This window comes from Chromatiaceae bacterium, assembly GCA_016714645.1.
Taxonomy (GTDB): domain Bacteria; phylum Pseudomonadota; class Gammaproteobacteria; order Chromatiales; family Chromatiaceae; genus M0108.
On sequence record JADKCI010000001.1, the window covers coordinates 160,098 to 186,668 of the forward strand.

The following is a 26,571-nucleotide window of genomic DNA, read 5'->3' on the forward strand; positions in this document are numbered from 1 at the left end:
TCAGCCCGCGGCCCGCGCTAGGTTCATAGCCAGCAAGCGCCGCAAAATCCCCTCCTCGGCCATCTCCGGCCCGTAGTCCGCCCAGCCGTAGGCGGCGGCGACCGCCGCATCAAGGGCCTGGTGGGCGTGGTCGAGCCAGGCTGGCCGGGCGTTGTAGAGGTTGGTGAGGGTGCGTTTCTTCAACTCGGCCGCGTGCGCGGGCTTGGGGATGAGCCGGTCCGGGTAGCCGGGAACGATCTCGGGGACGCGATCCACCCACTCCGGGGGATTGAGCCAGTTTGCGCGCAGGGTGTAGAGGCGGTGGGCGGCCTCGGCGATGGCCACGGCGACCGGGCGGCGATCGGGGGCGACCGGGCGGCGATCGGGGGCGACGGCTGGGAGGATGATGCCGGAGTCGAGAGGCTCGGTGGGGCCAGCGGTGTCGGCGGGGGTCAGGCCGACGGGGAAGGGGAAGGTCTCGAAGGTGGTGGTGGGGTGTAGCGGGGATCGTTGCCGACACCAAGCCAGGTACATAAGCCCAGCGCCCAAAGCCCATGAATCCGCGAATGCAGGACGCCAAACGTGGTGTCGTCGGCTCTGGTGATTACGATAATCTGGCTATCGGGAACGATACGCGCGTCCAACAAGACAAAGATCCGGTGCTTTGCGACGCGGGGCGTCGCCACCACGCGGGACATGGTAGCCAACATGGCCATCATGTCTTCTCAGGGCCGTTCGTGTCGCCACCAGAGATTACGTAACGATGGGTTGCGATTCTTCTGCCGTACCGGCTTCACCGCTTGTTCAACGTATGAGAACGGCGCCTCGTAAAGGGTTGCGTCGGCTTCCGTCATGCGTACACCGAAATCAATGATCCAGGTATCTGATGGCCGACGCGTGATATCCATGCCGTTCATCCAGGGCTTGAGAACATCGGTGTTCGATCTTCCATGCGGATTTGGACTAAACATCCAAGACTCTGCAAGTTCCCTAGAAATGTCGAATGCCGCTCCTTTCTTGGTCCCCTGAAAGCCAATGTGGCGATTTTCCTTCAGTGCCTTTGCGCGCGTCAGGTCCGATGCCCCTGTCTCATCCATCGACGGCGTCAGATCGGCATTCACAGTGCCGGTTCCGGCCCCATTCAACTGCACTGACTGCCCGTTACCCCGTGCGCTGAAACATATCATCGAAACGCGGACCGCTGCGCCCTCGTTGATCCAAGGCTCGTCGCTCCATGCGTTGAAGATCGCCCCGGCCGGCACACGCCCGGCCTAGAGCCGGTCGAGCGCCTCGAAATAGGCGTCGCCCAGGGCGCCGCGCTTCTTGCTCCCACCCAAGAACGGCGGATTCCCGACGATCGCATCCGCCGCCGGCCACCCCGGTTCCGTCCCGTCGGGGTTCTCGATGGCGTCCCGCTGCTCGATGGTATGCAAGGGCTTGAGGATCGGGTGCTTCGACAACGAGAACCCGTGAGACAGCATCCACTGAATCTCCCCGATCCAGACCGTCACACGGGCCAATTCGGCGGCGTAGGGATTGAGTTCAATCCCCAGCACGCATTCCGGGCCAACCATCGGTAAGGCTCGCGACAGACCTAGGGCCTCGGCCTCCAGGATGACCCGGTGTTCCAGGTCCTTAAGCCCCAGCAGTGACAGCAGGAGGAAGTTGCCGGAGCCGCAGGCCGGGTCCAGGACCCGGAAGTGGGCGAGGCGGGCCAGAAAGCCTTGTAGGAGTCCATATGCCGCGTTCTGGGCCTTGGTGCGAGCGGACGGGGACTTGGCGGCGGCGGCCTTGGCCGTCAGGGCCGCGATCATGGCCTTCTGAGCGGTCCAGGCGTCCCGCAAGGGGTCGAGCACCACCGGATCGACCAGCCGCATGATCGAGCTGCGGTCGGTGAAGTGGGCGCCCAATTGGCTGCGCTTGTCCGGGTCGAGACCGCGCTCGAAGAGGGTGCCGAAGATGCTCGGCTCGATGGCCGACCAGTCGAGCCCGGCCAGGGCGCGTAGCATCTTGATGTCGGCCAATTCCAGAGGTAGGGCATCGCGCGAATCGAAGAGTCCGCCGTTGAACCACTCCACCGGCTCGAAGCCGATCCGGCCGCCGCTGGGCATGGCCCCGAACAGGTCCCCAGCATTCCCGGACAGGCTCGCCGGGTCCTTAAGCCCAGCATCCAGCAACCGGGTAAACATCTGCCGGGGCAGTAACTCAATATCCTCGGCAAACAGGCAGAACAGGACCCGGATGCAGAAGTGACCAACCGCCCAGGGGTCGTGCCCGCGGGCGCGCAGCGCCTGGGCGAGGCCGCCGAAGCGGACGGCCGCCGCCTCGGTGAGGGCCGCAGTGGTCTGGCCCGACCGCAGGCGCTCGGGCTCCGTGAAGGCCCACTTGAGCAGCCGGCGCTGGCTGGCGTCGCGCAGATCCTCCAGGGCCAGGACATGCACCTCCGGGCACGGTCCCGGTGAAGGCGGTATGGATGACGATGCGTTCCAGATCGCAGACGATCAGGAGCGGCGGGTATTCCAGCGCCGGGGTGAAGCTGGAGCTGCTTGAAGGCGAGCTTGAGGTCTGTGTGCTTTCCCTTGTACTCCCAGCCGAAGCAGTTGCGGCGCCAGACATCCGCCCAGCCGTCGCCGCCGCCGGCCTTGGCCGCGCCCTTCTCGAAGCAGAACCAAGCGCCGGTTGGGTCAGCCTCGGCGGGGGCGGGCTCGTCGAGGAGGCGGCACAGGTCGAGGAAATGCTCCTGGGCGGCGGAGCGTTCCTTGAGGGTGGCGTCCCGCCATTTGGTGATGGAGTGGTCGGGGGTCATGGGGTCCGGTTAGGTAAGTGGTTAAAAAGCAGTGGAATACATCATGGTAGAACGCAAAGGCGAAAAGGCTGGCTGGACGTGGGGCTGGATTGGCGGCTTCCTGTGGGTCGCAATCGTTGCGCTGGTATTTCTGGCCCAGGGAAAGATAGCCGCGGGATGCGCTGGCTTACTGGTCTTCGTCACCGCCATCTGGGCGATACGCCGTCTCGCGCCCTGGCGCCATCCGACAACACCCTACTGGCGGCTTTACTTGAGACTGTACCTGCTTTTTTTGCTGACGATACCTTGCGCGATCTGGGGATTCGGGGGATTAGGCGACGAACAGCTTAAGGGTTGGCTGCTGCTCGGGTTGCTACCGCTCTTGACCCCGACTTTCATCAACGGCCGGAAGACTTGGGCCGAAGGCGAGGGGGCCAGACATTTCCCCTAGCCCCAAGGGTTCGCTATCATCATCCTATGTCCTCCCAGCAACCCAATCCCCGCGTCGTCGCCCTGAGCCGGTCCATCCTCGGCGCCCTGGAAATCGTCGGCCTGGTGGTGATCTCGGCTGCGACCCTGATCGCCGGCGGCCAGGAGTTGCTGAAAATGGTCGCGGCCCAGGAGGTCACCCTGGCCGACCTGCTGCTGCTGTTCATCTACCTGGAGGTGCTGGCCATGGTCGGGGTCTACCTGGAGTCCGGGGCCCTGCCTATCCGCATGCCGCTCTACATCGCCATGGTGGCACTCGCCCGGCACCTGATCCTTGATATGAAGAATCTGGGGCCCTGGGACATCATCGCCACGGCCACCGGGGTGCTGATCATCGCCATTGCGGTCCTGGTCATCCGCTACGGTCACATGCGTTTCCCCTACGGGTCATCCAAGTCCGACGATTCGGCCGGGCACCCCATCCAGTAAGGCCGGCCCTGAGGTCCGAGCAGGTCGGCCCGACTCCGCCCGTCGCCCTGAGGAACTGACCCGGGTCTTTGACCTGGACGACCTCATCGGACGGCCCGAAGAGCCCATAGTCCGGGGTTCTGGGAATATTCACAGGTCAGTTCTGAGACAAAAAAAGATCACCTCCATGAAAACCTTAGAAGAAGTTAAATCAGACATCGAGGCCCTGCCGCACGGGGAGTACACCAAGCTCACCCACTGGTTGTCCGAGCGTGACTGGCAGGCTTGGGACGAAGAAATCGACAGAGACTCGGCCGCGGGAAAACTGGATTTCCTCATCGAGGAAGCCCTTGAGGAGAAGAGGGCCGGGAATCTCGGCAGTCTGTGAAGCACAGGACAACGGTACGCTTCTGGATTGGCTTCTATGCGTTACCGGTAGCGATCCAGGTAATTGCCCGGAAGAACTTCGCGATCCTCAAAGAGAACCCACGTCACCCGTCATTGCGCTTCAAGAAAGTTGGAAAGCTCTGGTCCGCTCGTGTTGGTCGCGACTATCGAGCACTCGCCATGGAAGACACAGACGGTTATGTCTGGGTCTGGATTGGCCACCATGAGGAATATGATCGCTTGCTTGAACGAACCGGGTGACGGTGGCGCTGGTGAAGACGCCTCCGCGTCCAGTGTCTGGACATAGGCGTCGTCAAGCTGGCTAAGGGATGGTCGCTGCGAATACGACATGGCCAAGGGTACGCAATGCGATGCCGACGCAGGCACCCAGGGCCGCGGGTCTCCAGACCGCGGCGACCCGACGGCCGGCCGAGATCAGGATCGCTACCCCGACCAGGTCCAATGGCGAAATCAGGAAGCCTGCGCTGGCGTTGAGCAACTCGATGCTGACCTGGCCGGCGCGGCGCATCTCGTCCATCACCCCCATCATCGCCGTGCCGCCGGCCAGGTACTTGGTCAGGCTGGGCAGGACCAGCACCGGGTCGATGCCGGCCGGCCCCAGCAGTGGCGTCAAGGCCTCCGTGATCAGGTCAATGACGCCGAAGCGCTTCAGTGCGGTGACCACGACCAGCGACAGCACCAGCATCGGGATGGCGCCGACGGCGATCTTGAAGGCCTCGGCGCCGGCGCGGTTGATGACGTCGAGTACCCCCTTGGCGCTGTCGGCGACCGGGTGATGCAGGGTTTCATCCAGCCTTGCCTCGGCGGCCGAATAGATAATAGGTCGCCGCCGCCGCGGCCAGGCCGCCCAGCAGCGGTGCCAGCCGGGCGACGCACCAGTCCAGCGCACCACGCGCCTCAAGCAGGCGCATCAGCGACAGCATGACCACCATCACCGGCAACAGCACGAATAACGAGAGTTCGACCGCGGAACGGCCGGCCTTAAGGATGATGTCGATCAGGATGTCCATCGGCATTTAGCGGATAGTCGTCTGGACAATCGGCCAATCCCGGCGCCTGGCGACGGGGCTGACGCTTCGACCATTTTCCCGCGGGACCCTTCAGACGGGGCTGGGATTGAGGGCCGGTAGCCGGGGACGTTCCAGGCGGGGCTTTCCGCCACGGGTCCGCAGCAGGCCCTGGACGCGGCCGACCTGGCGGGCGAAGTCCCGCTTCCAGCGACCAAAATCGATATCCTGGCCCCCGTACAGGGCCCCGTCCAGTTGGCGCAGTAGGCGGATGACCTGGTCGGGGTCGGCGCCGGGCCTCAGCCGCAAGACCTGGCCGGCCAAACCGGGGAGCACGCCAGCCCCTGGCGTCTGGACCGCCGTCGGCAGATGGCGGCAGGCCTCGGATTGGAAGCGCCGCGCCCAGACCGCGGGCTCCCGCTCCCGGTTGGCGGCGCTCAGGCAAAAGAGGAAGCGGCTCGACGCCGGCAACAGGCCCCGCAGATGCCGGCCCAGTCGCCGCCCTAGTGGCGCCGGGTGGAGGCGATCACGGGCCCGCTCCAACCGCCGGCGTGCCAGGCCGGCCACGGCCCAGGCGCGCCGTCCCCAGCCCGCGCCCAAAGGCTCGCGTTGCCGGGTGGATCCCACCCGACCCCGATAGCGGAGGCCAGCGGCAAAACCCATCAGGGGCAGCAGGAGGCTGCTGAGGCTGAGCCAGAGCCAGCCCGATCCGGAGCCCGACTCCTCCCCGCGCCCCCCCCCCCTCGCCTCCTCGATCGTGCCGCCCCCCAGCTTGGCGGGCAAGCCGACCCACTCCCGGCTGCCGGTGGCCACATTCCACCAGGGCAGGCGCAACTCCGGCAAATGCAAACGGCCATCGGCGCGGGGGACCAGGGTGTAATGCTCGATGCGCTTGCCCTCCAGGCGCTGGCCGTCGGCGGAGACCTTGGCTTCGGTCAGGGTCTGTTCCCGATAGACGCGAAAGTCGGAGGACTCCAGGAAGGACTCCAGACTGGGCAAGTGACTGCCGGTGGCGCCAATGGCGTCAAGTTCCAGCATCAGGGAGACGGGCTCCCCGGCCTTGATCGGGTGGTCATCCAGACTGGCCTTGAGGGTCAGGGCCCGCAAGGGCAGCCAGGGCTGAACGCTGGTCAGGGCCGGTCGCACCTGCAACCGGATACCCTCGCTACCGCTGGCATCGAAACGCTGGGCACGGCCATAGGCATCCCCCGCCATCTCCCCCGTTACCCGCGGGGCCGGCAGACTCAGGTCCCCGGCGCGCAGGGGGGTGAGGGCATAGATGAATTCAGTGACGATCTCGCGGTGGCCGTCCGGGGCCGTGCGGGAGCTGGCCTTGGGTTCCCCCAGCACTTGCAGGATCAGGTCGTTGGCGTCGGGGAATTCCGGGGTGGCCTTCGTCAGACTCTGATCGCTGATCACCTTGAGCCGGAGCAGGACATTCTCCTGCACATAGGCCTGGCGCTCGCCCAGCTCCACTTCCAGGCGCGGAGCGCGGGGCGCCGCCTGCGCGGCGGGCTGGCCCCAGGGGGAGGCACTGGGCGCGGCATAAGGCGGGGACCAGCCGGGAAAGGCACCATAGGGATAGACGGCGGATGGCGCGGCCGCTGGGGTTGGGGCTGGCGCCGAGGGTGGGATCTGGGCCGGGGCCTGAGCGGGAGCCTGAGCTGGGGCCGCGACCTGAGCCGGGACCTGAGCGGGAGACGGAGCTGGCGCCGCGACCTGAGCCGGAGCCTGGGGCGGAGGGCCTGACGGCATGGCTGGCGCCGGGAAACCGGGCGGGGCCATGGGGAAACCGGGCCAGGCCATTGCTCCGGGCGGGGCCACGCTGGAGGATGGCTTGCCTGGGGCCACCGCGGGCGCGGAGGGCGTCGCGGTCGTCTCCGCGGGGGGCGGCGGGCTGGCCTGGCGGGCCGGCTGGCCGGGAGGCAACTGGGCCGGCGGCACCCCGCGGGCATTGCTGGGATCCTGGGGCCGGTAGCTGCCGTAGGGCGGTGGCGGCGGGTAGGGGGAAAAATATGGCGGGCCATAGCCCGGAGGCTGCTGAGCCTCCGCCACCCCGCTCAGGAGCGCGAGTAGCGCGATTGCCGCCGTCATCACCCGCTGCATTCGGTTGTCTCCGCGTGCCGCTGGTGGATGGGCCCCGACCCTCCCGCCAACGGGAATAGATTGTGAGTGAGGACCCAGCACACCTCCCGGGAACCCGGGAGGCCTACCAAGGCCGGGTCTCGCGGGGCGGGCCACCCGAGGCGCGGATCTGGCGCATCTCCTCGATCTGGAACTGGTTACGGATGAGCTCGGAGGGGTCGCCCTCCACCTGCCCCAATCGTTGCTCCAGGATGCCAGCGCCGGGGCCCGAGCTGGGCTGGCCACCGAGGGCACCGACGGCGGTCCCCGCCGCGCCCGCGTCCAGGGCGGGCTGCTCGCCCAGTTGGTCGAACTGATCCACGGCATCCGCGCTACCCGGCTCGGGCGCGCCCTCCGGGGGCCTCATACCGGGCTCCTGGGTGCGACGCTCGCCCGTACCGCCCGCCTGGGACGGCTTCTCCCCCGCGCCTGGACCGGGCTCCTCCCCCGGCGCTTGGGGCTTGTCGACCCGACCCTGGGCATCGGGCCGCTCATCCTTGGCCTGACCGGCCTCGATCTCCGCCTGGGTCTCACCCTGACCCGGTTCCTCGGGCTTGCGCTCCTGGTCGCCCCCTCCGGAGGCCTGGTCCCGGGTTTCCTCACCGCCTTCTTTCCCCTCGGCTTTCCGCTCCTCTTTGGCACCGCCGGCCTCCTCGGTTTGCTCCTGACCTTCCTGGGAGCCCGCGTCCTGGCCCTGGTCCCGCTTACCCGCCTGTTTCTCTTTGTCCTGCTTCTCCTTGGCCTGTTGTTCCTTGGCATCCTTCTCCCCGGCCTGCGGGTCCTTAGCCTCTTTGTCCTTAGCCTCCTTGCCTTTAGCCTCCTGCTCCTTGGCCTGCTGCTTGGAATCCTTACCCGCGGCATCCCGGGCGGACTGCTGTTCATCGGCGGATTCGCCGGCTTTCGCCTTGTCCTGCGGCTTGTCTTCCTTGGGTTGCCCGCCGGCATCGGCGGCCTGCTTATCCTCGCCTTGCTTGCCCTGGGTCTGCTCCTTACTGGATTCCTGGCCCTCGCTGGATTCCTCGGTCTGGGACTGGGAGCCACCCGACTCTTTCTGTTCGGTGGACTCACCCTTACCGCTGGTCTCCTCTTGCTTCTCGCCTTCGCCGCCCTGGCTGTCCTCGCTGGACTCACCCGCGGATGAGGACTTGTCCCCGGATTGCTGACCGGAGCTTTGCTGCGATTCCTGCCCCTGGCTGGACTCCTGACCTTGCTTGGACTCCTGGCCCTCCTGGGATTCCTGTCCTTCCTGAGACTCCTTGGAGTCTTTCGATTCTTGCGACTCTTTTTTCTGCTCCTCGCCCGATTCCTGCTTTTCCTGCTTTTGCTCCCCCTTTTTTTGCTCCTGCTTCTCCTGCTTTTGTTGCTTGTCTTGCTTTTCCGGCTGCTGTTCCTGGGACTCCTTCGCCGCATCTTCCTGGCGATCGGCCTTTTCCCGCTCCCGCTTCTCCTGTTCGAACTTCTGCTGATCGATGCGGGCGAGGACGGATCGGGTGAGAGATAAGTTGTGCTGGGCGTCGGCGTGGGCCGGATTGCGGCCCAGGACCTCTTCGTAGGCCTCGGCGGCCCCGGCGAAATCACCAAGTTGGAAGCGGGCGTTGCCCAGGTTGTAGGCGGCATCATCCGCCAGCTTGGGCCGCTGGTTGTGGGCGAAGGCGTCGGCGGCCTCGGCATGGCGTCCCGCTCGATAGAGGGCGACACCCTGGCGGTAGGGATCGGCGGAGCCCTCGGCCGCGCCGGCATAATCGCCTTGCTTGAACCGCGCCTCAGCCTCCTGCTCCGCGTTGTCGAACCAGCCGGCCTGGGCGGAGGAGGCCAGGACCAGGGCCAAGGAAAGGGGCCAGGGATTCATACCCTTCACGACTTACGCCTCCAGCCGCCGCGCCCACGAAACCGGGGGAGCAGCAGGATCATGACCAGCAGCAGGGGCAGATAAAAGCGCTCGTTCCAGATCCGGGTCCGCTCGTCGCTGGCCTCCGCGGGCAGTTGGGCGACGGATGCGGCCTCAAGCAGGGCGAGGGTGTCGTCATCCCGGTAATCCGCGCGAAGATAGGTGCCGCCACCGGCCTCGGCGAGTCCCTCCAGCCGCTTTTCGTCGAGGCGGGAGACGATGGCTTGGCCGCCGCGATCGGTCAGCCAGCCCCCACCGCGACCGGGCACGGGGCCGCCATCCTCGCTGCCGATCCCCAGGGCGTGCAGGTGAATGCCGGCGGCCGCCAGGTCACGCACCCGTTCCTCCAGCCCCGGCTCATCGAAGTCGCCATCGCTGATGAGCAGGATGGCGCGGGCACTGCCCTCGGACAGGCCCGAGAGCAGGTTCTCGGCCCGGTCGAGGGCCCCGAGGAGGCGGCTGCCCTGGAGTTGGGTCAGATCGGTGGAGAGGGCCGGCAGGCTATTGAGGAGGGTCTGGGTATCCTCGGTGATGGGGGAGATGACATGGGGCACGGAGGCAAAGGCGATGAGACCCAGACGGACCTGACGATTGTGCTGGATCAGGTCCTGAATCTCCTGCCGCGCCCGCGCCAGCCGGTTCGGGGCGGTGTCACCCACCTGCATGGAGCGGGATATATCCAACAAAATCAGTAGATTGTTCCCCGGATGAAAGAGGCGGACATCGGTATAATCCCAGCGCGGCCCGGCCATGGCCATCACCAGCAGGGACCAGAGGAGGGACCAGAGCAGGAAGCGCCCCCAGCGCTCGCGGGTCCGCAGTTCCCGGGTGCCGGTGAGGTGGGGCAGCAGATGCGGATCGGCGTAGCGATGCACGGGCCCCCGGGCGGCGCGGGCGGCGCTGCGCCACAGCCAGAGGGCCACCGGGAGGGGCATCAGCAGGACCCAGAACCAGAGGGGCTGGGCGAAATGGAAGCTGGCCTCAGTCACTCGCCACCCTCCGAGCGAAACGCTTGCGCCCCTCGGGGAAGAGCCCCAGGCCGAGCAGGGCCAGCAGGGCCAGCCCCAGGGGCCAGCGGTAGAGGGGGTCCGGCAGGTAGGCGGTGCGGGCCTCGGCCTCGGTCTTCTCGAGGTCATCGATGCGCCGCGAGATCTCCTCCAGGGCGCGGGCGTCGGTGGCGCGGAAGTAGGCCCCGCCCGTGGCGTCCGCGATGTCCCGCAAGGTGCCCTCGTCCATGGTCAGGTCCTCGCGATAGGTGATCACGCCCGCTTCGGGGATAGGGATACGTTTGTCCTCGCTGCCGACGCCGATGACGTGGATGCGCACCCCCAGGGCCCGGGCCAGGGTGGCCGCCTCCAGGGGCGTGAAGCCACCCGCGGAGTTGTCGCCATCGGCGATCAGGATCATGACGCGCGAACCCTCCGGCCGTTCCCGCAACTTCTTGGCGCCCAGGGCGATGGCGTCACCCAGGGCCGTGCCGGGCCCGGCGATATTGGCCTCAACGCCGTCGAGCAGTTGGCGGGTGGCATGCCGGTCCAGGGTCAGGGGCGAGAGGACGAAGGCCTGGCTACCGAAGACGATGAGGCCGACCCGATCGCCCTCGCGCCCATCGATGAAGCGCCCCATGACGCCCTTGACCACGGCCATGCGGTTGATGGGCAGACCCTGGGCGCTGAAGTCCAGGGCCTCCATGGAATGGGAGGCATCCACCGCCAGCAGCAGGTCGTACCCCGGTGAGCTGACTTCGGTATGGGGGGTGAGCCACTGGGGCCGCATCAGGGCCAGGACCAGGGCGGTCCACAGCAGCCAGAGCAAACCCCGCTGGACCCAGCCGGCGATCTGGCGGGCCGGCCGCAGGGTGCGATAGGCGGCCCGCAGCCGCTCCGGATGAGGATGGAGCAGGGTCAGGCGCTGGCCTTCGAGGACCTCTTCGGCCCGCTCGCGCCGCTCGGGCCACAGCCAGGGCAGCAGAAAGGGTACCAGCAGCAGGAGCGCGGCCCAGGGCCAACCGAACTCAAACATGCCGGCGATCCTCCACCAGGACCCACTGATAGGCGGCGTCGATGAGCTCGAGCCAGGCTCGCGGGGACCCGCCACCATTGGCCGGCGGGCGGGTGCTGCTGGGGTTGGGCGGGGCATAGGGCGCCTCTAGCAGTGGGCGCCCCTTGCCCCGCCAGTCGAAGCCCTGCGGGTCCTGGTCCGCCAGCCAGGCCAGCCAGTCCTCGCCCGCCAGGCCCGCGCAGGCATCCCGCCCCAGACGGGCCATGGCGACCCGGCGCAGGAGTTCCGACAAGTCGCCGGCGGTCAGCTTGGGGTCCTGGGTCGCGGCCCGTTGGCGCAGGGCCCGCAGTTGGCGGGCGGCGTCCCAGCGCCAGGAGCCGATCCGCAGCACCGGGATGGGGGGGATGCGCAACCGCAGGCTTGCCCGCCAGCGCCAGGCCAGCAGCATGAGGAGCAGGATGGCCCCGGCCAGCAGCCACCAACCCGGGGCCGGTGGCCACCAGGAGACGGGGTCCATGCCACGGATGTCGCGCAACTGAAGGGCGATGTCTTGGGCGATGGGCGGTATCTCGGTGGCCATGGTTTAGATCGCCCGGACCCGGGCCCGCTGTTCCAGATGGTGGATCAGGGACAGATGGATCTCTTCGTCGGTACGCACCGGCAGCAGGGTGACGGCAAGCCGGTAGGTCATGGCGCGCAACAGGGCCCGGCGCTCCAGCCAGGCCTGGCGATAGTCGAGACGCGCCTGGGGGTCGTCGGTATCGATCTCGATCAGGGTGCCATCGGTACCGGTGAAGGTCGCCACCCCCATGGCCGGGATCTCCCAGTCTGCAGGATCGTCCACCGGGATCAGGGCCACGGCGTTACGCTGGATCAGGGTGCCAAGGATGGGCTCCAGTTCCAGGGGATCCCGGTTGAGATCGGCGATGATAAAGACCAGGGAACCGGTGGGGATGCCGCTGGTGGCGCGCCGCAGGGCCATGCCCAGGCAGTCGATGGAGGCCTCCTGTTCGGCCCCGGGCACGGTCAGGGCCCGGAGCAGTTGCCAGAGGGCGCGGCGCCCCCGGGAGGGCCGGAAGTGCTGGAGCCCGGCGAGGGGGTCGCCGAAGACCAGGCCGCCCACGCGATCGTTGAGGCGGCTCGCCGCCCAGCCGACCAGGGCGGCGGCGCGCGCAGCCTGCACCGACTTGAAGGTGCCGCGGGTGCCGAAGCTCATGTGGGGCCCCTTGTCCACGCACAGCACCACCGAGCGCTCGCGCTCCTCGCGGAAGACCTTCATGTGAGGTTCGTTGGTGCGGGCCGTGACCTTCCAGTCCATGTAGCGGATGTCATCGCCCTCGCGGTACTCGCGCACCTCCTCGAAATTGACGCCGGCGCCCCGGAACACGGAGGCGTAGAGGCCGGCGAAGGAGGAATTGACCAGATGGCGTGACGGCAGGCCCAGGGTGTGGGCCTGATGGCGCAGCTCCAGCAGGTCATCGAGGCGGGGATAGAGACTCAAGGTCAGGGAATGGCGACCAGATTGAGCAGGCGGGCGATGAAATCGTCCGTGGTGATGCCTTCCGCCTCGGCCTCGAAGGTGAGCAGCAGGCGGTGGCGCAGGATCTCCGGGGCCACGGACTGGATGTGATGGGGGGCAACGAAGGGATCGCCCTCGAGCCAGGCGCGGGCGCGGGCGCAGCGGGCCAGGCCGATACTGGCGCGGGGCGAGGCGCCGAAACGGCACCAGCGGGCCAGGTCCGGGTCATAAACCCGGGGGTTACGGGTCGCCTGGACTAAATCCACGATATAGCTGTTGAGCTTGGGGTCCAGATAGAGACCGGCCACGTCCCGGCGCATGGCGAAGAGTTCCGCCTGGGTCAGCCGCTTGACGGGGGGCTTATGACTCGCCTTCTGCTGGGCCAGGTCCAGGGCGAGGATCTTGAGCTCCTCGTCGCGGCTGGGGTATTCGACCACCGCCTCCATGAGGAAGCGGTCGAGCTGGGCCTCGGGCAGGTGATAGGTGCCCTCCTGCTCCACCGGATTCTGGGTCGCCAGCACCATGAAGAGCTTGGGCAGGGGATAGGTGCGCTGACCCACCGTGATCTGCTGCTCGGCCATGGCCTCCAGCAGGGCCGACTGCACCTTGGCCGGGGCGCGGTTGACCTCGTCGGCGAGGAGGATGTTATGGAAGAGGGGGCCGGGGCGGAATTCGAACTCGCCCTTTTCGTGGCGGTAAATGTCGGTGCCGATCAGGTCCGAGGGCAGCAGATCCGGGGTGAACTGGACGCGGTGGAAGTCGCCCTCCAGGGACTCGGCCAGGGCCTTGACCGCCGTGGTCTTGGCCAGGCCCGGCATGCCCTCCACCAGCAGATGGCCGTCACTCAACAGGCAGATGAGCATGCTGTCAACAAAGCTTTGTTGACCAATGATGCGCGAGGCAATGTGATCGCGGACGTGGGAGAGATCGGCGGGGGTCATGAGCTACGGCTTCCGGGTTCATTCAGACAATCACGCCCGCGAACGGCGGACGGCATGGCACTGGCTTTGGCACTGAATCCCGGATCCTCCCCGGTTCTTGTCATCCCTTGCCCCCAGTGCCCGCGGCGGACCCGGAAGCAAGACACGAGGCCATAATCCTGATCTTTTTAGGCCGGGCTTGCAAGCCCAAGCTTGGATTGGAAAATTTCTTGATTATCGCAATATTCCGATATTCTTATCTTTCCCGATGACGGCGGGCGCGGGCTAGGGTCGCCCGGACCGTCCCGGAATTTCGCCATCCCAGAAAACCGGCACCGCCCTTTTCGGCTATAATGCGGGGTTCTTCCGGCCTAGCCCCGCGCATCCTGCCTTCCGCCCTCCGGTTTCAAAACCGGCGTCAACCTTTGAGAGCTGTCCCACCGTGATCGAAAAGCTGCGTAATATCGCCATCATCGCCCATGTCGACCATGGCAAGACTACCCTGGTGGACAAGCTGCTCCAGCAGTCCGGCACCCTGGGGGATCGCTTCGGTCCGGTGGAGCGGGTCATGGACTCCAACGACCTGGAGAAGGAGCGGGGCATCACCATCCTCTCCAAGAACACCGCCCTGCGCTGGGAGGACTACCGGATCAATATCGTCGACACCCCCGGCCATGCCGACTTCGGCGGCGAGGTGGAGCGGGTGCTGTCCATGGTGGATTCGGTTCTGCTGCTGGTGGATGCCCAGGAGGGCCCCATGCCGCAGACCCGCTTTGTCACCCAGAAGGCCTTCGATCATGGCCTGCGGCCCATCCTGGTGGTGAACAAGATCGACCGGCCGGGGGCGCGGCCAGACTGGGTCATCAATCAGGTCTTCGAACTCTTCGACCGCCTCGGCGCCAGCGACGAGCAACTCGACTTCCCCATCATCTATGCCTCCGCCCTCAATGGGTATGCCAACCTGACGGACGATGTGCACGAGGGCGACATGACGCCCCTCTTCAAGGCCATCGTCGAGCACTGCCCGGCGCCAGCGGTGGATCTGGATGGTCCCTTCCAGATGCAGATTTCCACCCTGGACTACAGCAGCTTCGTCGGCGCCATCGCCATTGGCCGCATCCAGCGCGGCAGTGTCCGGCCCAACCAGCAGGTGATCCTGGTCAAGCCCGATGGCACCCGCCGCCGCGCCAAGATCGGCCTGGTCTATGGCTACCTCGGCCTGCACCGTGACGAGATCAAGAGCGCCAATGCCGGCGACATCATCGCCATCACCGGCATCGACGCCCCCAACGTCTCCGATACCCTCTGCGATCCGGAGTGCGTGGAGGCCCTGCCCGCCCTGTCGGTGGACGAGCCCACCGTGACCATGACCTTCCAGGTCAACACCTCCCCCTTCGCCGGCCGCGAGGGCAAGTATCTGACCTCGCGCCAGCTCAAGGAGCGCCTGGAACGGGAACTGATCCACAACGTCGCCCTGCGGGTCGAGGAGGGTAATGATCCGGAGAAATTTCGCGTCTCCGGTCGCGGCGAACTGCACCTCTCGATCCTACTTGAAAACATGCGCCGGGAGGGCTACGAGATGGCCGTCTCCCGCCCCGAGGTCATCTTCCGCGAAATCGACGGTGTCATTTGCGAGCCCTACGAACAGCTCACGGTGGACCTGGACGAGACCAGCCAGGGCGCCATCATGCAGGCCCTGGGAGAGCGCCGCGGAGAACTCAGGGACCTGGTGCCCGATGGCAATGGCCGGGTGCGCATGGACTATGAGATCCCCTCCCGTGGCCTCATCGGCTTCCAGACCGAGTTCATGACCCTGACCTCCGGCACTGGCCTGAAATACCATGTCTTCGACCACTATGGCCCCGCCAACCCCGGCGGCATCGCCCCCCGCCGCAACGGCGCCCTCATCTCCAATGGCCAAGGCAAGGTGCTGGGCTACGCCCTCTTCAACCTCCAGGACCGCGGTCGCCTGATGGCCAGCCCGGGCGACGAGGTCTATGAAGGCCAGATCGTCGGCATCCACTCCCGCGACAACGACCTCACCGTCAACCCCCTCAAGGCCAAGCAGCTCACCAACATCCGCGCCGCCGGCTCCGACGAGAACATCCTCCTCACCCCCCCGATTCGCTTCAGCCTGGAACAGGCCCTGGAGTTTATCGAGCCCGACGAGTTGGTGGAGATCACCCCCAAGGCCATCCGCATTCGCAAGCGCCATCTGAAGGAGTTCGAGCGCAAGAAGGCGAACCGGGCCGCATGAGCGCACCTCGGCGCCCGAGCGGGGCCGCACCCATCACCACCAACAAAAAGGGGCCCTAAGGCCCCGTTGATGCGCCAACTGAGGGGGTTAAGGAGTACACCTGCCGCCTCGTTACGCGGATCCTGACCCGGCTTCAGTAGTTCCACCAGGGCATCGGACAGCCGCAGAGATTGCACCTACCCATCCATCCTGGCATCACTTCTCCCGCCTCTCCGGTCCCTGCCGCAACCTCCTCAAAGGACATCTCGACCCAACGTTTTCTTCAGGTAGGCCTGACAGAGCGCCACCTGGCATTCACAGAAAAATGCATCACGCTCCTGCCCAAGCAGCGCGAAAACAATGTTTGCCAATGAACCGGCAACAGCAAACAGCACGTACTTAAGCAACTTGACAAAACGGCTGGGGGCCGACAGGTAGTGCTGCTCCAGCAAGGCAGCGGAAATCCCCTGCCAGTGGGCGCGTTCCTTGACCCATGCCTTCGTCAGACGACTCGCGGGTATCTGATGGTGCACCACGGCGCGGGGAGCATAGCGGATGTCGTAACCTGCCCTTTCCACCCGCAGGCACAAGTCTGTCTCCTCCCCGGAGAGAAGGAGCTGTCCGGTCCGTCCCAGGATAGAACTGAACCCGCCTACGGACTCCAGTACCGTCCTGCGGAAGGCTATGTTCGTCCCAGCCGGGTAGTCCGAATAACGAAGAGCGGTGACATCGCCATAATCGACAACGGTAAAGAAACAGACATGTCTCTCATGCAGCCATGAGGGCTTGCCATTCCCCCCCCATTCAGGCACAACCTGTCCGCCGGCACAGCCGACGGCAGGATCCGCGAACAGATCATCCAGCCTTTGCAACCATTCGGGCTCCGGCCAGGCATCGTCATCGATGAAACCGATCAACTCCCCTCTGCTCTCTGCGATGCCCCGGTTGCGAGCATGGGAGAGCCCAAGTCGCTCCTCCCGTACACAGCGTACACCAGCAGCGGCCGCAACGGCGGCAGTGCCGTCGCTTGATGCATTGTCAACAACGATGATTTCGTAACGGTCAAGAGGATAATCAAGAGCCTGGACCTTCGGCAGGTTGTCCGCCAGATCGGCGGCACGATTATGGCTGCAAATGATGATGGACCAGGGCATGGGGCCTCAGTGGACGTAACAAGAGGTAGATTTATTGCCCTTATATAAGTAAAAAGGCCGGACCAACGGAAAGAGCACTTCTGCCAACCGCTTAACTTTGAAGGTCAATACACCATGGCCCAGGGCACACCAGATGAGTGGATTGGCCATGTCCAGCAACATATCCCCTAGCGAGTAGCCAATACCGACAGAGCGCCAGCCAAGCCCTTCATTTTCACATCGTTTTGCCAAGCTCTGCAGATTGTACATGTGGCTATGGTAATCAAGGACATCCATTGCCTGATGTATCTTGTATCCAGCGGGAACAATGCTCCTCTGGAATACCTTGTCCTCACTCATTTCGACGCGGCCAAGTGGGTGTTTCTCCCAGACCGAGCGGCGGATTGCACAGGCGGTAAACGAAAGCCCCACATTATTGTAAGCCTTCATCCATTTCTTCACGTCGCGGGTATAGTAGAAAAGCCGAAGCCTCTCCCAATAAAACAGTTCCGTATTCACATCAGGAGTGTCGCACCCCTGAACCACCGCAACCTGAGGATCAGCAAAGGGCTTCACCAGACGAGCCAGCCAGTCGGTGCCGACGGGGATGGCATCCTGTGAGATGGGTACCACGATCTCCCCCTTGGCAAGGCTGAAACCATAGTCACGGGTGAGCCCGAAATTAAAGTCCTGGGGCTGGACTTGAAAGAGGCGGACAGCGGTGCGTTCAAGCAATTCAAGAGTGCCGTCGGTAGAGCCGGAGTCGACAGCGACAACCTCGACCTCTCCTTCATACTCCTGCATAAGCACAGCTTCAAGAGAACTGGCGAACAATTCGCCGCCATTCTTCGTCAGGTAGACAACTGACACCGTAAGACTCATGGGTGCTGAGTCCTCCCGGATATCAGAGTCTGCAGATGGCTTCTCAAACTGCCGGCAACGGCCTCATAACCAAAGTTCATCTCCATAAAGCGCAGGCCGTTTATTGAACAAGCCGCCCACAGATCTGGTTCCTCCAGCAGCCGTACAACTGCAGCGGCAAAATCTCCAGGAGCGTCGGTAACAAATGCAACCTTACCAGAGACGAGATCCATCCCCTGTGCTCCAACACTGGTGGTTACCAGCGGCAGACCCGCAGCCAATGCCTCCCCCACTTTGCCCTTGAGACCTGCACCGTAGCGGAGCGGAGCAACGGACACCATGCACTTGTCCAGGAAGGGTGTAGTCTTGGGGACAAAACCGAGGATTGAAACATCGGGAGCCGCCAACTTCCTGATATGCTCCGGCGGACTGTCTCCAACCACGTACAGATGTATACCCGGTACACGCCGGCGCACGAGGGGCATGATTTCCCGACAGAAGAATTCAACCGCATCGACGTTCGGTTGGTGTACAAAGCCGCCGACAAACAGCAGTGAATACCCTTCCCGCTGCTGGCGCGGTACAACCTCTTCTGCAACATTATGGATATTGGGAACGATGGTAATGGATTCGGCAGCTATCCCCTCGGCTACTAACACATGCCGATCGAGGCTACTCACGACCCACACATTGTCAGCTTTCTGATAGGCACTCACTTCTGATCGCCTGGTGTTCTCAGCCTGCGACCGCAGCGACTCGTCTTGGAGGGTCTCAGACATCATGCGTTCACGGATAAAGTGCACATCGACGCTATCTATGACAAAAGGCACCGTCGGACACATCTTACGGAAGAGAGGTATGTATTTCAGCCCAAGCGTGTAGAACTCGCATATGACGGCACCGATTTCACGGGACTTCAGCAGCATGCGAAGCCCCGACTCCGAATCGATGCAGTCAATCCCCAGGTCAAGAAGCGCCTGCAGATACTTGCGCTCACCCTGAGGGACAAAGCGCTCCCAAATTCCATTATTGAAATAGACAATATTATAATCCGTCACAAGAATCTGCAGAATCCGGAAAAGACGCAGATCGCCAGATGCCCTGTCGTATTCGGGAAGGCGGGGGGCAATAAACAGCAGAGTAGGCTTTGAGGGGTCTATCCCATGCTCTTTCAGGTAGTATGGACTTGTTGGGGCTTTGTGGCCTTTTAACTTACCAAGCAGCTTTCGGATGGGCATTGTGGCTCGCCAACTGAGCGATTCGAGCATTGCTGCAAGCTGGTATTCCGTCTCTGCAAGCTGGTGCTCCGCCTCTGCAAGCTGGTGCTCCGTCTCTGCAAGCTGGTGCTCCGCCTCTGCAAGCTGGTGCTCCGTCCCTGCAAGCTGGTGCTCCGTCCCTGCAAGCTGGCGCTCCTTTTCCTTGAGCTGATAGGCCGTTGCTTCAAGTTCTTGCTGCAGTGCCAGAACCTCACGCGATGGGCGATCAAGCTCTGCCTGCAACTGTATAGCCCAATCAGCAGGGGCATCCGCCTGGACCCGGGCTCTGAATGTTCCTGCCCGCAAAAGTAGCTGGAGATATGGCGAACCGAAATCTGCTAGGTCTATCTCTTCAATGAGAAGGGGTACCTGGCTGCGCTTCAGTGCGCGGCAACACTCTTCAACACCTTCAATCAATTCCTGCTGGCGCTGCTCAAAGGACGGCAACTGATAATCAGGATACAGTTTTGCCCAGTACAGCTTTCCCTGTTCATATTTCATGAACTGAGTATAGAGCCCCTCAATGCTGTTACGGTGCTTATGATAGACGAGGGCTTCGGGGATGAACTTGACCTGGAGCCCAAGCTGCTTTTGCATCCGCCAGGCGATATCAGCATCACCGCCAGAGGTCATCTCTGGCACGAAAAGCCCCACCTTCTCGAAAACCTCACGCCTATAGGCCGAGTTGGCCGTCTGCGTGTAGGGAAGGTAGGAGCAGGAGAGAGTGCCTCCCTGCCGCAAAATGCCGGCTCGATCTGAGAACTTCTCCACCAGGCTCGTGGGTTGATACGCCTCGATCTCACCGGCAAAACAGCCGGCAGTCTGATCGTCCCAATACTTGACCAGGTTCTTCAGCCAACCGGGGGTAACGATGCAATCGGCGTCAGTGAAAGCGATCAATTCACCTTGCGCAGCCAATATTCCTTTGTTTCGTGCAGCATATGAGCTCTTGATGGTGGGTTCGTTGAGGATAGTGACGTTGTAGTCTCTGGCGATGTCAAGGGTGGCATCGGTGGAGCCATTATCCACCAAAATCACTTCGAGATTTTCAGAGGGATAATCCAGGTTTGCCAGCGAGTCAAGACAAAGCCGCAGCGTGCTCTCTGTGTTGAAAGCAGGCACAACTACACTAATTTTAGGAAGAGCGTAAACAGACATATGGCTCCGTACTTATACCCCTAACGCATTGAAGATATCATTACTATCGGCTACCTTTTTTATGCTAAGTAAGCGTTGCATGTTTACATTCTTTTACCCCGAACACTACACCGCCATATCCCGCACCAGCTTGAACTATGTTAATGCCCGGATTTACAAGACCTTCATTAGCATTAAGCCTATTTATTTCAAGTCCACCTACTAACCCCGTCATCTCGTTGCGGGTGGAAACAAGGACTAGCTTTCAATAGCATTTAAGTAGGTTGATTCATATCCGCACACTTTGCTGATTATCAACAACAAACTCAAAACAGTGCACCGTTTTATTTTGAGCGCACGAACTCCGCCAGCATGCGTAAGGGCTTGGTAATTTTCCAACTCGTTGAATTCAACAACGCCTGAATCTGCGCATCCTTCTCCAGAAGGAGTTCCTGTGTAAACCGGTTAGGGGTTGCATCCTGTTCGCCGGCACCCTGCACGCCTCTAGAAGAGCTCGGGGCCATAAGGGAACGCAACAACACCTTCAGAGCCCGCAATCTTCGAAATTCGCCGTTTCCCCCTTCGCTCGTCAGCACATGGTAGAGATAGCCGAAAGCCGACTTCTCCATACATCTGTAATCGAAAGCGGAATCGATTGATGAGTTGAAGAAGAACGACACCTTCTGCAGAAGGTTGCGGTAAAGATCATGGCTGTTATTTGTATCGATGACAGCGTCAGATCGCCCCTGCCAATAGGTACGGTGATACAGCCAGGTTTTGCGCATCCGTTCCGCCGGAATCTTATGCTGGATAACGGCGTCGGAAGCAAAACGAATCTTCCTGCCGCTTGCTTCTATCCTCCTGAAGAGATCAATTTCCTCATTTGACAACAAACACTTGCCTACCCGTCCCAGATCTGTGGGGAACATACCGGCGATATCGAATATATCCTTGCGGAATGCCATGTTCGCACCCCACGGATAATTGGGGTTCGTGTACTCCCCTGACTCTCTGGCATGGAGGAATTCATTGACCGTGAAATGGCCCTGCCAGCGGTCAGAAAGCCAATCAGGACGCGGCATCATCCAGATGGCACGGATAGGTCCTCCGGCTGCGGCGACTTCGTCATCATCAAATGCCCCAACCATAGCACGAAGCCATGTCGAGTTGGCATCAATGTCGTCATCAACAAAAGCCACGAGATGGCCATTTGCATTAGCTATACCCACATTACGGGCATAGGAAAGTCCCTGCCGATGCTCAAAAATGTACCTGATAATAACTGGGGATACCGCAGCGCAATCCCGAACGACAGCCTTAGTATCATCTGTGGAGTTGTTATCGACAACGATGATTTCATAACGGTCAGGCGGAAAATCCTGCCGCTGAACAGCCCTGATGGAAGCTGCTAGCAGGTCGGACCTGTTGTAGGTGCAGATAATGACAGATGCCGCTAGATCGTGCCCATCGCCAACTTTCTCGGGCATGACGCTGGCCGGTGCCGCCTCTCTGCTGCAAATGGCCTGCTCGAACGCTTTTCGGAGCTTTTCACACTCAACACCCAGGTTAAACTGCTCCCGCACCAAAGCTGCACCTGCTATGCCCATCCGCTCTCGCAAGTCGCTGGAAGCGGCCAAGGCAATCATACTGTTTGCACAGCCAGCGATATCACGCTCCTCGGTCAAAAATCCCGTCACTCCATCCAGTACCACCTCGGAAATCCCCGAGTGCCTGGTTGAAAGCAGAGGAAGGCCGGTTGCCGAAGCCTCCATAAGAGAGACGGGTATCCCTTCCTTGTCTCCATTGGCAGCAGTGACGGAGTGCAGGACAAACACATCGGCAGACTTCATCTCTTTCTGTACAGTCTCGCTGGCAACTGCCCCCAGGAAAGAAACCGCATCTTCAAGCTGCAACTGACGGCAAAGCTCCTCCATCTCACTTCGCATGAGGCCGTCGCCAACTATTCTGAGACGCAGATTCCCGGCGATGCTATTTGCACGAGAAAATGCTCGGAGCAGATACTCATATCCCTTTTTCTCAACCAAGCGGCCAACACAGAGAAAAATAACAACATCCGATTGATTTCTGGAGGCAGGACAGAACCGTTCAGGATCAATCCCACAGTGAACCACTTCCACCTTGGTGGCATATTTCTTATCGGTAAGACGGAGAATGTGGTTCTTGTTGAACTCGGAAACAGCGACGATCCGCGCAGCATGCTCACACAAAAGGCGCAGGCGCTGCACAAGCTGCTCGCCTCCGCTTGCACCCTTTTGCCGCATGAAAATGTCATAAGCATGGGCCGTAAAGGTAAATGGCACACCTGTTACCTGCCCGGTTATCATGGCAACTAGGGCAGACTCGGCAGCAAAATGGGCATGGAGGAGTTCAATTCCGTTGGCGGTGACATAGTCAGCGACCAAGGCGGCATACCATCCATACCTCTCAGGAAGTTCCATCTTCGCCACATGTTTGACTGCCGAAGTCAGAAAGCCACTCTGTTGAGCCTGTTCATACACATTGAATGCTGTCAGATCATAGGCTGCACGCTGAACCTTACCCATGAGCCCCTGTTGGCACTTTTCGGGCGCGAACAGCGATATGGTGTGAATATCGACACCCTGGCACTGCAACGAAATGATCTCGTTGATGACAAAGGTCTCGGAAGGGAGAGGAAAGTGACGGAGGATATACGATACTTTCATTGACTTGCTTTACATCTATTTATGGGCCCAGGCCCAGTTCCAATCTCACTTAAGGAAACGCTGAAGATTGGCCCGATTCTTTTCCCTCGCCCTCGGAGAGCGTTTTTTAGGGCCAAGGAACCCGTTTTAACCGGTTTTTGGGCTTTCTGGGTGGCTCCTGAGGCCCTGCCCCCTATTTTGGGCGCAGTACCCCCTCAGGCGGCCAGCAAGGCCGGTTTGGCGATAATCAGATTGGCCAGGGCAAAAGAGCACCTCATGCTGGGCGGCCATTCTTCTTGAGCCCCTGGTAGCGCAATTTGCGATGGTGAAAGCGGTCCTTGATGAGGTGGAAGACGTGCTCGACGCGGCTGCGGGCTTGGGCTTTGAGTCGCTCGATCCGCCGGGTCAGGTCTTTTACCTCGCCTTCCGGCAAGGCGGCGACCTGGCCGCGCCTGGCGGCGATATACCAGGTCACCTGCCGGTCCTTGAGCTCCGCGCGCTTCTCAGCGCCGGTATAGCCGGCATCGGCAAACACCGCAGCCTCCTCACCGTGCAGCAGGTTGCCCGGCGCGGAGATATCCGCCACGTTGGGGGCCGTGGTGGTGACGCCATGCACCAACCCGGATGCGGCGTCGGCACCGATGTGGGCCTTGGCACCAAAGTAGTATTGCTGGCCCTTACGGGTATGACCTATCTCGGCATCGCGGGCGTGGTCTTGGTTCTTGGTCGAGGCCTGGGCAGCGATGATGGTCGCATCCACCAGTGTGCCCTTGTTCATGAGCAGACCACGTTCGCGTAACAGGGCATTGATGGTCTCGAAAATGGTCTTGGTCAAGCCCTCCGCTTCCAGCAAATGGCGAAACTTGAGCAGGGTGGTGGCATCGGGCACCGCTTCGCCTACCAGATCCAGGCCCAGAAAGCCCCGAAACGCCTAGCTATCGTAGACGGCATCTTCCAGGGCCTCATCAGCCAGACCAAACCATTGCTGCAAGAAATAGAGACGCAACATCAGCTCCAACCCGATCGGCGGCCTGGCCCCCTGCCCGCCTCGGGATAATGATGAGGACGCAACTGTTCCAGCAGCCGCGACCACGGTACCACGATCTCCATCTCCCTCAGGAAACGGTCCCGGCGGGTCGTCTTGCGCTTGGCGTCATACTCGGCCTGGGCGAAGAAGATCTACTTAGGCATGGAGCTATTTGGTGGTCGGAAAGAAGGTGGCAGTGATTATATCACAAGCAATCAATAGGGTTTGAATAAATCAGTGTCCCCTTAACTGGTCATATGAAGAACGCGGCATGACAAGGAGGCGAAAGATTGCATTGATATGGGGTGACGGCTGCTCGTTATCTACAGGTTGGGTGTGCACGATACCATCAGTTTGCTATCTACCAGTTGCAGCATACGACCATGTGTAGTCATCAACAAGTAACGTGCAGCCGATCTGGCTAGCGATGGAGTGGATAGCAGCCAAGGGCGAGGCAGGTGCCTCCGGGTGATCCCGCACCTGTCGCACCGCCCACCCGCTCACCTCAGGGAATAATTTCGTTTCTGTCTTCATCGCTCCATCCGCTGAAAGATTGGCACCTCCGATAAACCCGAGGCGGTCCAATCGTAACCGAACCGGGAAAGGATGCCGCATTCCAAGTACCTGCGAAACTCCTGCTCCGCGTTGGCCGGGACCCCATGGCGTCCCGATCCTCGTCCCGCGCGAGCGCCAGGTAAATCTCTAAGTGCTGCTGGGGGAGCCGGTAGAGGACGGTTTGCTCGGGATGGCAGCGGGCGTAGATTGCGGGTCGGCACCACTTGGCAACGCGGCCAGTCCAAGCCGGGCTGCCCACCCTCCTCAAAGTCACCCTCACCCCCCATCACCACCAATAAAAAAGGGGCCCGAAGGCCCCTTAGCGTCCCTGCCACTGGCAAATCAATAGCGATAGGCAGACTCGCCGTGAGCCGTGATATCCAGGCCTTCGCGCTCTTCATCCTCGGGCACCCGCAGACCGATCACCAGATCGACGAGCTTGTAGGCGATGAGGGCAACCAGGCCAGACCAGACGATGGCCACGCCCACGCCCCAGGCCTGACTGGTCACCTGGGTGACGAGGTCATAGGGGCCGACGGCGTTGGCGACGTAGTCATAGACGCCCACGCCACCCAGCGCCGGGTTGACGAAGACGCCCGTCAGCAAGGCGCCGACGATGCCCCCCACGCCATGGACACCGAAGACGTCCAGGGCATCGTCCGCGCCCAGCAGGCGCTTGAGGCCATTCACACCCCAGAGGCAGAGCAGACCGGCCACCAGGCCAATCACCAGAGCACCCATGGGTCCCACCCAACCGCAGGCGGGGGTGATGGCGACCAGGCCGGACACCGCGCCCGAGGCCGCGCCCAGCAGCGAGGCCTTACCTTTGATCAGGGCCTCGGCGAAGGTCCAGGCCAGGGTCGCGGCCGCGGTAGCAACCATGGTATTAAGGAAGGCGAGGCCGGTAAGGCCGTTGGCTTCGAGGTTGGAGCCGGCGTTGAAACCGAACCAGCCAATCCAGAGCAGGGAGGCACCGACCATGGTCAGCGTCAAGCTATGGGGCGCCAGGGCTTCCCGACCGTAACCAATGCGCTTGCCCACCATGTAGGCACCCACCAGACCCGCCATGGCGGCGTTGATATGGACCACGGTACCGCCGGCGAAGTCCAGGGCACCCTTTTGGAAGAGGAAACCCGCGGTCGCGGCGGCGGCTTCACCCATGGCGGCATCCAGGTAGGCATCCGGGCCGGCCCAGTACCACACCATGTGGGCCATGGGCAGGTAGGAGAAGGTGAACCAGATCACCATGAAGAGCATGACCGCGGAGAACTTCATGCGCTCGGCAAAGGCGCCGACGATGAGGGCCGGGGTAATGGCGGCAAAGGTGGCCTGGAAGATGATGTAAACATATTCGGGAATGGCGACGCCCTTGCTGAAGGTAGCGGCGAGGGAATCCACCGTGACCCCGTTCAGGAACAGCTTGGAAAAGCCCCCGAAGAAGGGGTTGCCCTCGGTGAAGGCAATGCTGTAACCATAGATGAACCACAGCACGATCATCAGCGAAAAGATCATGAAGACCTGCATCAGCACGGACAGCATGTTCTTCGACCGGACCAGACCCCCGTAAAAGAGGGCCAGGCCGGGAATCACCATCATGGCGACCAGGGCGGTGGAGATCAGCATCCAGGCGGTGTCACCCTTGTTGACCAAGGGGGCGGCGGCGGCAATCACATCGGCGGCGGGCTTCAAGGCCTCTTCGCCCCAGGCGCTCCCGGCGAGGCCAAGCCCCAGAACCGGCAGCAGAATAGCAAGTAGTTTGCTCATAACATCAACCCTCTATACAGCGCATCGAGATTACAAGGCATCAATACCGGTCTCGCCAGTGCGGATGCGGATGGCCTGTCCCAGATCGGAGACGAAGATCTTGCCGTCGCCGATCTTGCCAGTCCGGGCAGCCCCGGTAATGGCGTCGATGACCCGATCGACCTGATCCGGCGCCACGGCAATCTCGACCTTGATCTTGGGCAGGAAATCGACGACATACTCGGCGCCACGATAGAGTTCGGTGTGACCCTTCTGACGACCGAAACCCTTGACTTCCGTAACGGTGATACCCGATACGCCAATGTCGGAGAGGGCCTCGCGGACGTCATCGAGCTTGAAGGGTTTGATGATGGCGGTGACCAGTTTCATGCTAGATAGCTCCCTTGTTGG

18 protein-coding genes and 3 pseudogenes are annotated in these 26,571 nt (G+C 62.3%); 5 read left to right on the forward strand and 16 right to left on the reverse strand.

What is annotated here, in order from left to right:
• Positions 1-2,785: pseudogene (locus IPN92_00740) on the reverse strand (class I SAM-dependent DNA methyltransferase).
• Between the two features lie 43 nt (positions 2,786-2,828).
• Here IPN92_00740 and IPN92_00745 point away from each other — a divergent pair.
• From IPN92_00745 to IPN92_00760, 4 genes are all read left to right on the forward strand, one after another.
• Positions 2,829-3,215: a hypothetical protein gene (locus IPN92_00745; GenBank protein MBK8636854.1), complete on the forward strand. Its 387-nt coding sequence runs from the start codon at positions 2,829-2,831 to the stop codon at positions 3,213-3,215.
• A gap of 26 nt (positions 3,216-3,241) precedes the next feature.
• Entirely contained in the window at positions 3,242-3,682 is a 441-nt protein-coding gene (locus tag IPN92_00750; protein ID MBK8636855.1) for a phosphate-starvation-inducible PsiE family protein, read from the forward strand.
• A gap of 166 nt (positions 3,683-3,848) precedes the next feature.
• Positions 3,849-4,049: a hypothetical protein gene (locus IPN92_00755; GenBank protein MBK8636856.1), complete on the forward strand. Its 201-nt coding sequence runs from the start codon at positions 3,849-3,851 to the stop codon at positions 4,047-4,049.
• The gene (locus IPN92_00760) at positions 4,046-4,309 is read left to right on the forward strand and encodes a hypothetical protein (GenBank protein MBK8636857.1); all 264 of its coding nucleotides are present in this window, start codon (positions 4,046-4,048) and stop codon (positions 4,307-4,309) included. The genes IPN92_00755 and IPN92_00760 overlap by 4 nt, the downstream gene beginning before the upstream one ends.
• A 61-nt stretch (positions 4,310-4,370) precedes the next feature.
• Here IPN92_00760 and IPN92_00765 read toward each other — a convergent pair.
• The 8 genes and pseudogenes from IPN92_00765 to IPN92_00800 all read right to left on the reverse strand — a co-directional run bounded on the left by IPN92_00765 (position 4,371) and on the right by IPN92_00800 (position 13,549).
• Positions 4,371-5,079, reverse strand: a pseudogene (locus tag IPN92_00765) (nucleoside recognition family protein).
• 90 nt (positions 5,080-5,169) lie between these two features.
• A complete protein-coding gene (locus tag IPN92_00770) occupies positions 5,170-7,182 on the reverse strand; it encodes a BatD family protein (protein MBK8636858.1) in 2,013 nt (670 codons plus the stop codon).
• Between the two features lie 103 nt (positions 7,183-7,285).
• Complete coding sequence (locus IPN92_00775) at positions 7,286-9,049, reverse strand: tetratricopeptide repeat protein (GenBank protein MBK8636859.1); 1,764 nt, start codon at positions 9,047-9,049, stop codon at positions 7,286-7,288.
• A 5-nt stretch (positions 9,050-9,054) separates the two neighbouring features.
• Entirely contained in the window at positions 9,055-10,077 is a 1,023-nt protein-coding gene (locus tag IPN92_00780; GenBank protein MBK8636860.1) for a VWA domain-containing protein, read from the reverse strand.
• Positions 10,070-11,110: a VWA domain-containing protein gene (locus IPN92_00785; protein MBK8636861.1), complete on the reverse strand. Its 1,041-nt coding sequence runs from the start codon at positions 11,108-11,110 to the stop codon at positions 10,070-10,072. Before IPN92_00785 ends, IPN92_00780 begins: the two co-directional genes overlap by 8 nt.
• On the reverse strand, positions 11,103-11,669 hold the full coding sequence (locus tag IPN92_00790; protein MBK8636862.1) for a DUF4381 domain-containing protein: 567 nt from the start codon (positions 11,667-11,669) through the stop codon (positions 11,103-11,105). Before IPN92_00790 ends, IPN92_00785 begins: the two co-directional genes overlap by 8 nt.
• A 3-nt stretch (positions 11,670-11,672) precedes the next feature.
• Positions 11,673-12,590, reverse strand: coding sequence for a DUF58 domain-containing protein (locus IPN92_00795; GenBank protein MBK8636863.1), 918 nt, complete (start codon positions 12,588-12,590; stop codon positions 11,673-11,675).
• Between the two features lie 2 nt (positions 12,591-12,592).
• The gene (locus tag IPN92_00800) at positions 12,593-13,549 is read right to left on the reverse strand and encodes a MoxR family ATPase (protein MBK8636864.1); all 957 of its coding nucleotides are present in this window, start codon (positions 13,547-13,549) and stop codon (positions 12,593-12,595) included.
• 421 nt (positions 13,550-13,970) lie between these two features.
• On the opposite strand from IPN92_00800, the gene typA reads away from it, so the two are divergent.
• A complete protein-coding gene (gene typA, locus IPN92_00805; GenBank protein MBK8636865.1) occupies positions 13,971-15,785 on the forward strand; it encodes a translational GTPase TypA in 1,815 nt (604 codons plus the stop codon).
• 233 nt (positions 15,786-16,018) lie between these two features.
• Here the strand turns inward: typA and IPN92_00810 are convergent, their stop codons facing one another.
• From IPN92_00810 to glnK, 7 genes and pseudogenes are all read right to left on the reverse strand, one after another.
• Positions 16,019-16,918 (reverse strand): glycosyltransferase, encoded by a 900-nt coding sequence (locus IPN92_00810; protein ID MBK8636866.1) that lies wholly within the window; start codon positions 16,916-16,918, stop codon positions 16,019-16,021.
• Positions 16,919-16,924: 6 nt separating this feature from the next.
• Positions 16,925-17,779 carry a glycosyltransferase family 2 protein gene (locus tag IPN92_00815; protein ID MBK8636867.1) on the reverse strand — a complete coding sequence of 285 codons (855 nt, stop codon included), beginning with the start codon at positions 17,777-17,779 and terminating at the stop codon, positions 16,925-16,927.
• Positions 17,776-20,172 carry a glycosyltransferase gene (locus IPN92_00820; protein ID MBK8636868.1) on the reverse strand — a complete coding sequence of 799 codons (2,397 nt, stop codon included), beginning with the start codon at positions 20,170-20,172 and terminating at the stop codon, positions 17,776-17,778. Before IPN92_00820 ends, IPN92_00815 begins: the two co-directional genes overlap by 4 nt.
• 323 nt (positions 20,173-20,495) lie before the next feature.
• Complete coding sequence (locus tag IPN92_00825; GenBank protein ID MBK8636869.1) at positions 20,496-22,856, reverse strand: glycosyltransferase; 2,361 nt, start codon at positions 22,854-22,856, stop codon at positions 20,496-20,498.
• 194 nt (positions 22,857-23,050) lie between these two features.
• Positions 23,051-23,859 (reverse strand): annotated as a pseudogene (locus IPN92_00830) (IS5 family transposase).
• 900 nt (positions 23,860-24,759) lie between these two features.
• Positions 24,760-26,181, reverse strand: a complete 1,422-nt coding sequence (gene amt, locus IPN92_00835) for an ammonium transporter (GenBank protein ID MBK8636870.1) — start codon at positions 26,179-26,181, stop codon at positions 24,760-24,762.
• Between the two features lie 30 nt (positions 26,182-26,211).
• Positions 26,212-26,550, reverse strand: coding sequence for a P-II family nitrogen regulator (glnK, locus tag IPN92_00840; protein MBK8636871.1), 339 nt, complete (start codon positions 26,548-26,550; stop codon positions 26,212-26,214).
• Positions 26,551-26,571: the final 21 nt, after the last annotated feature.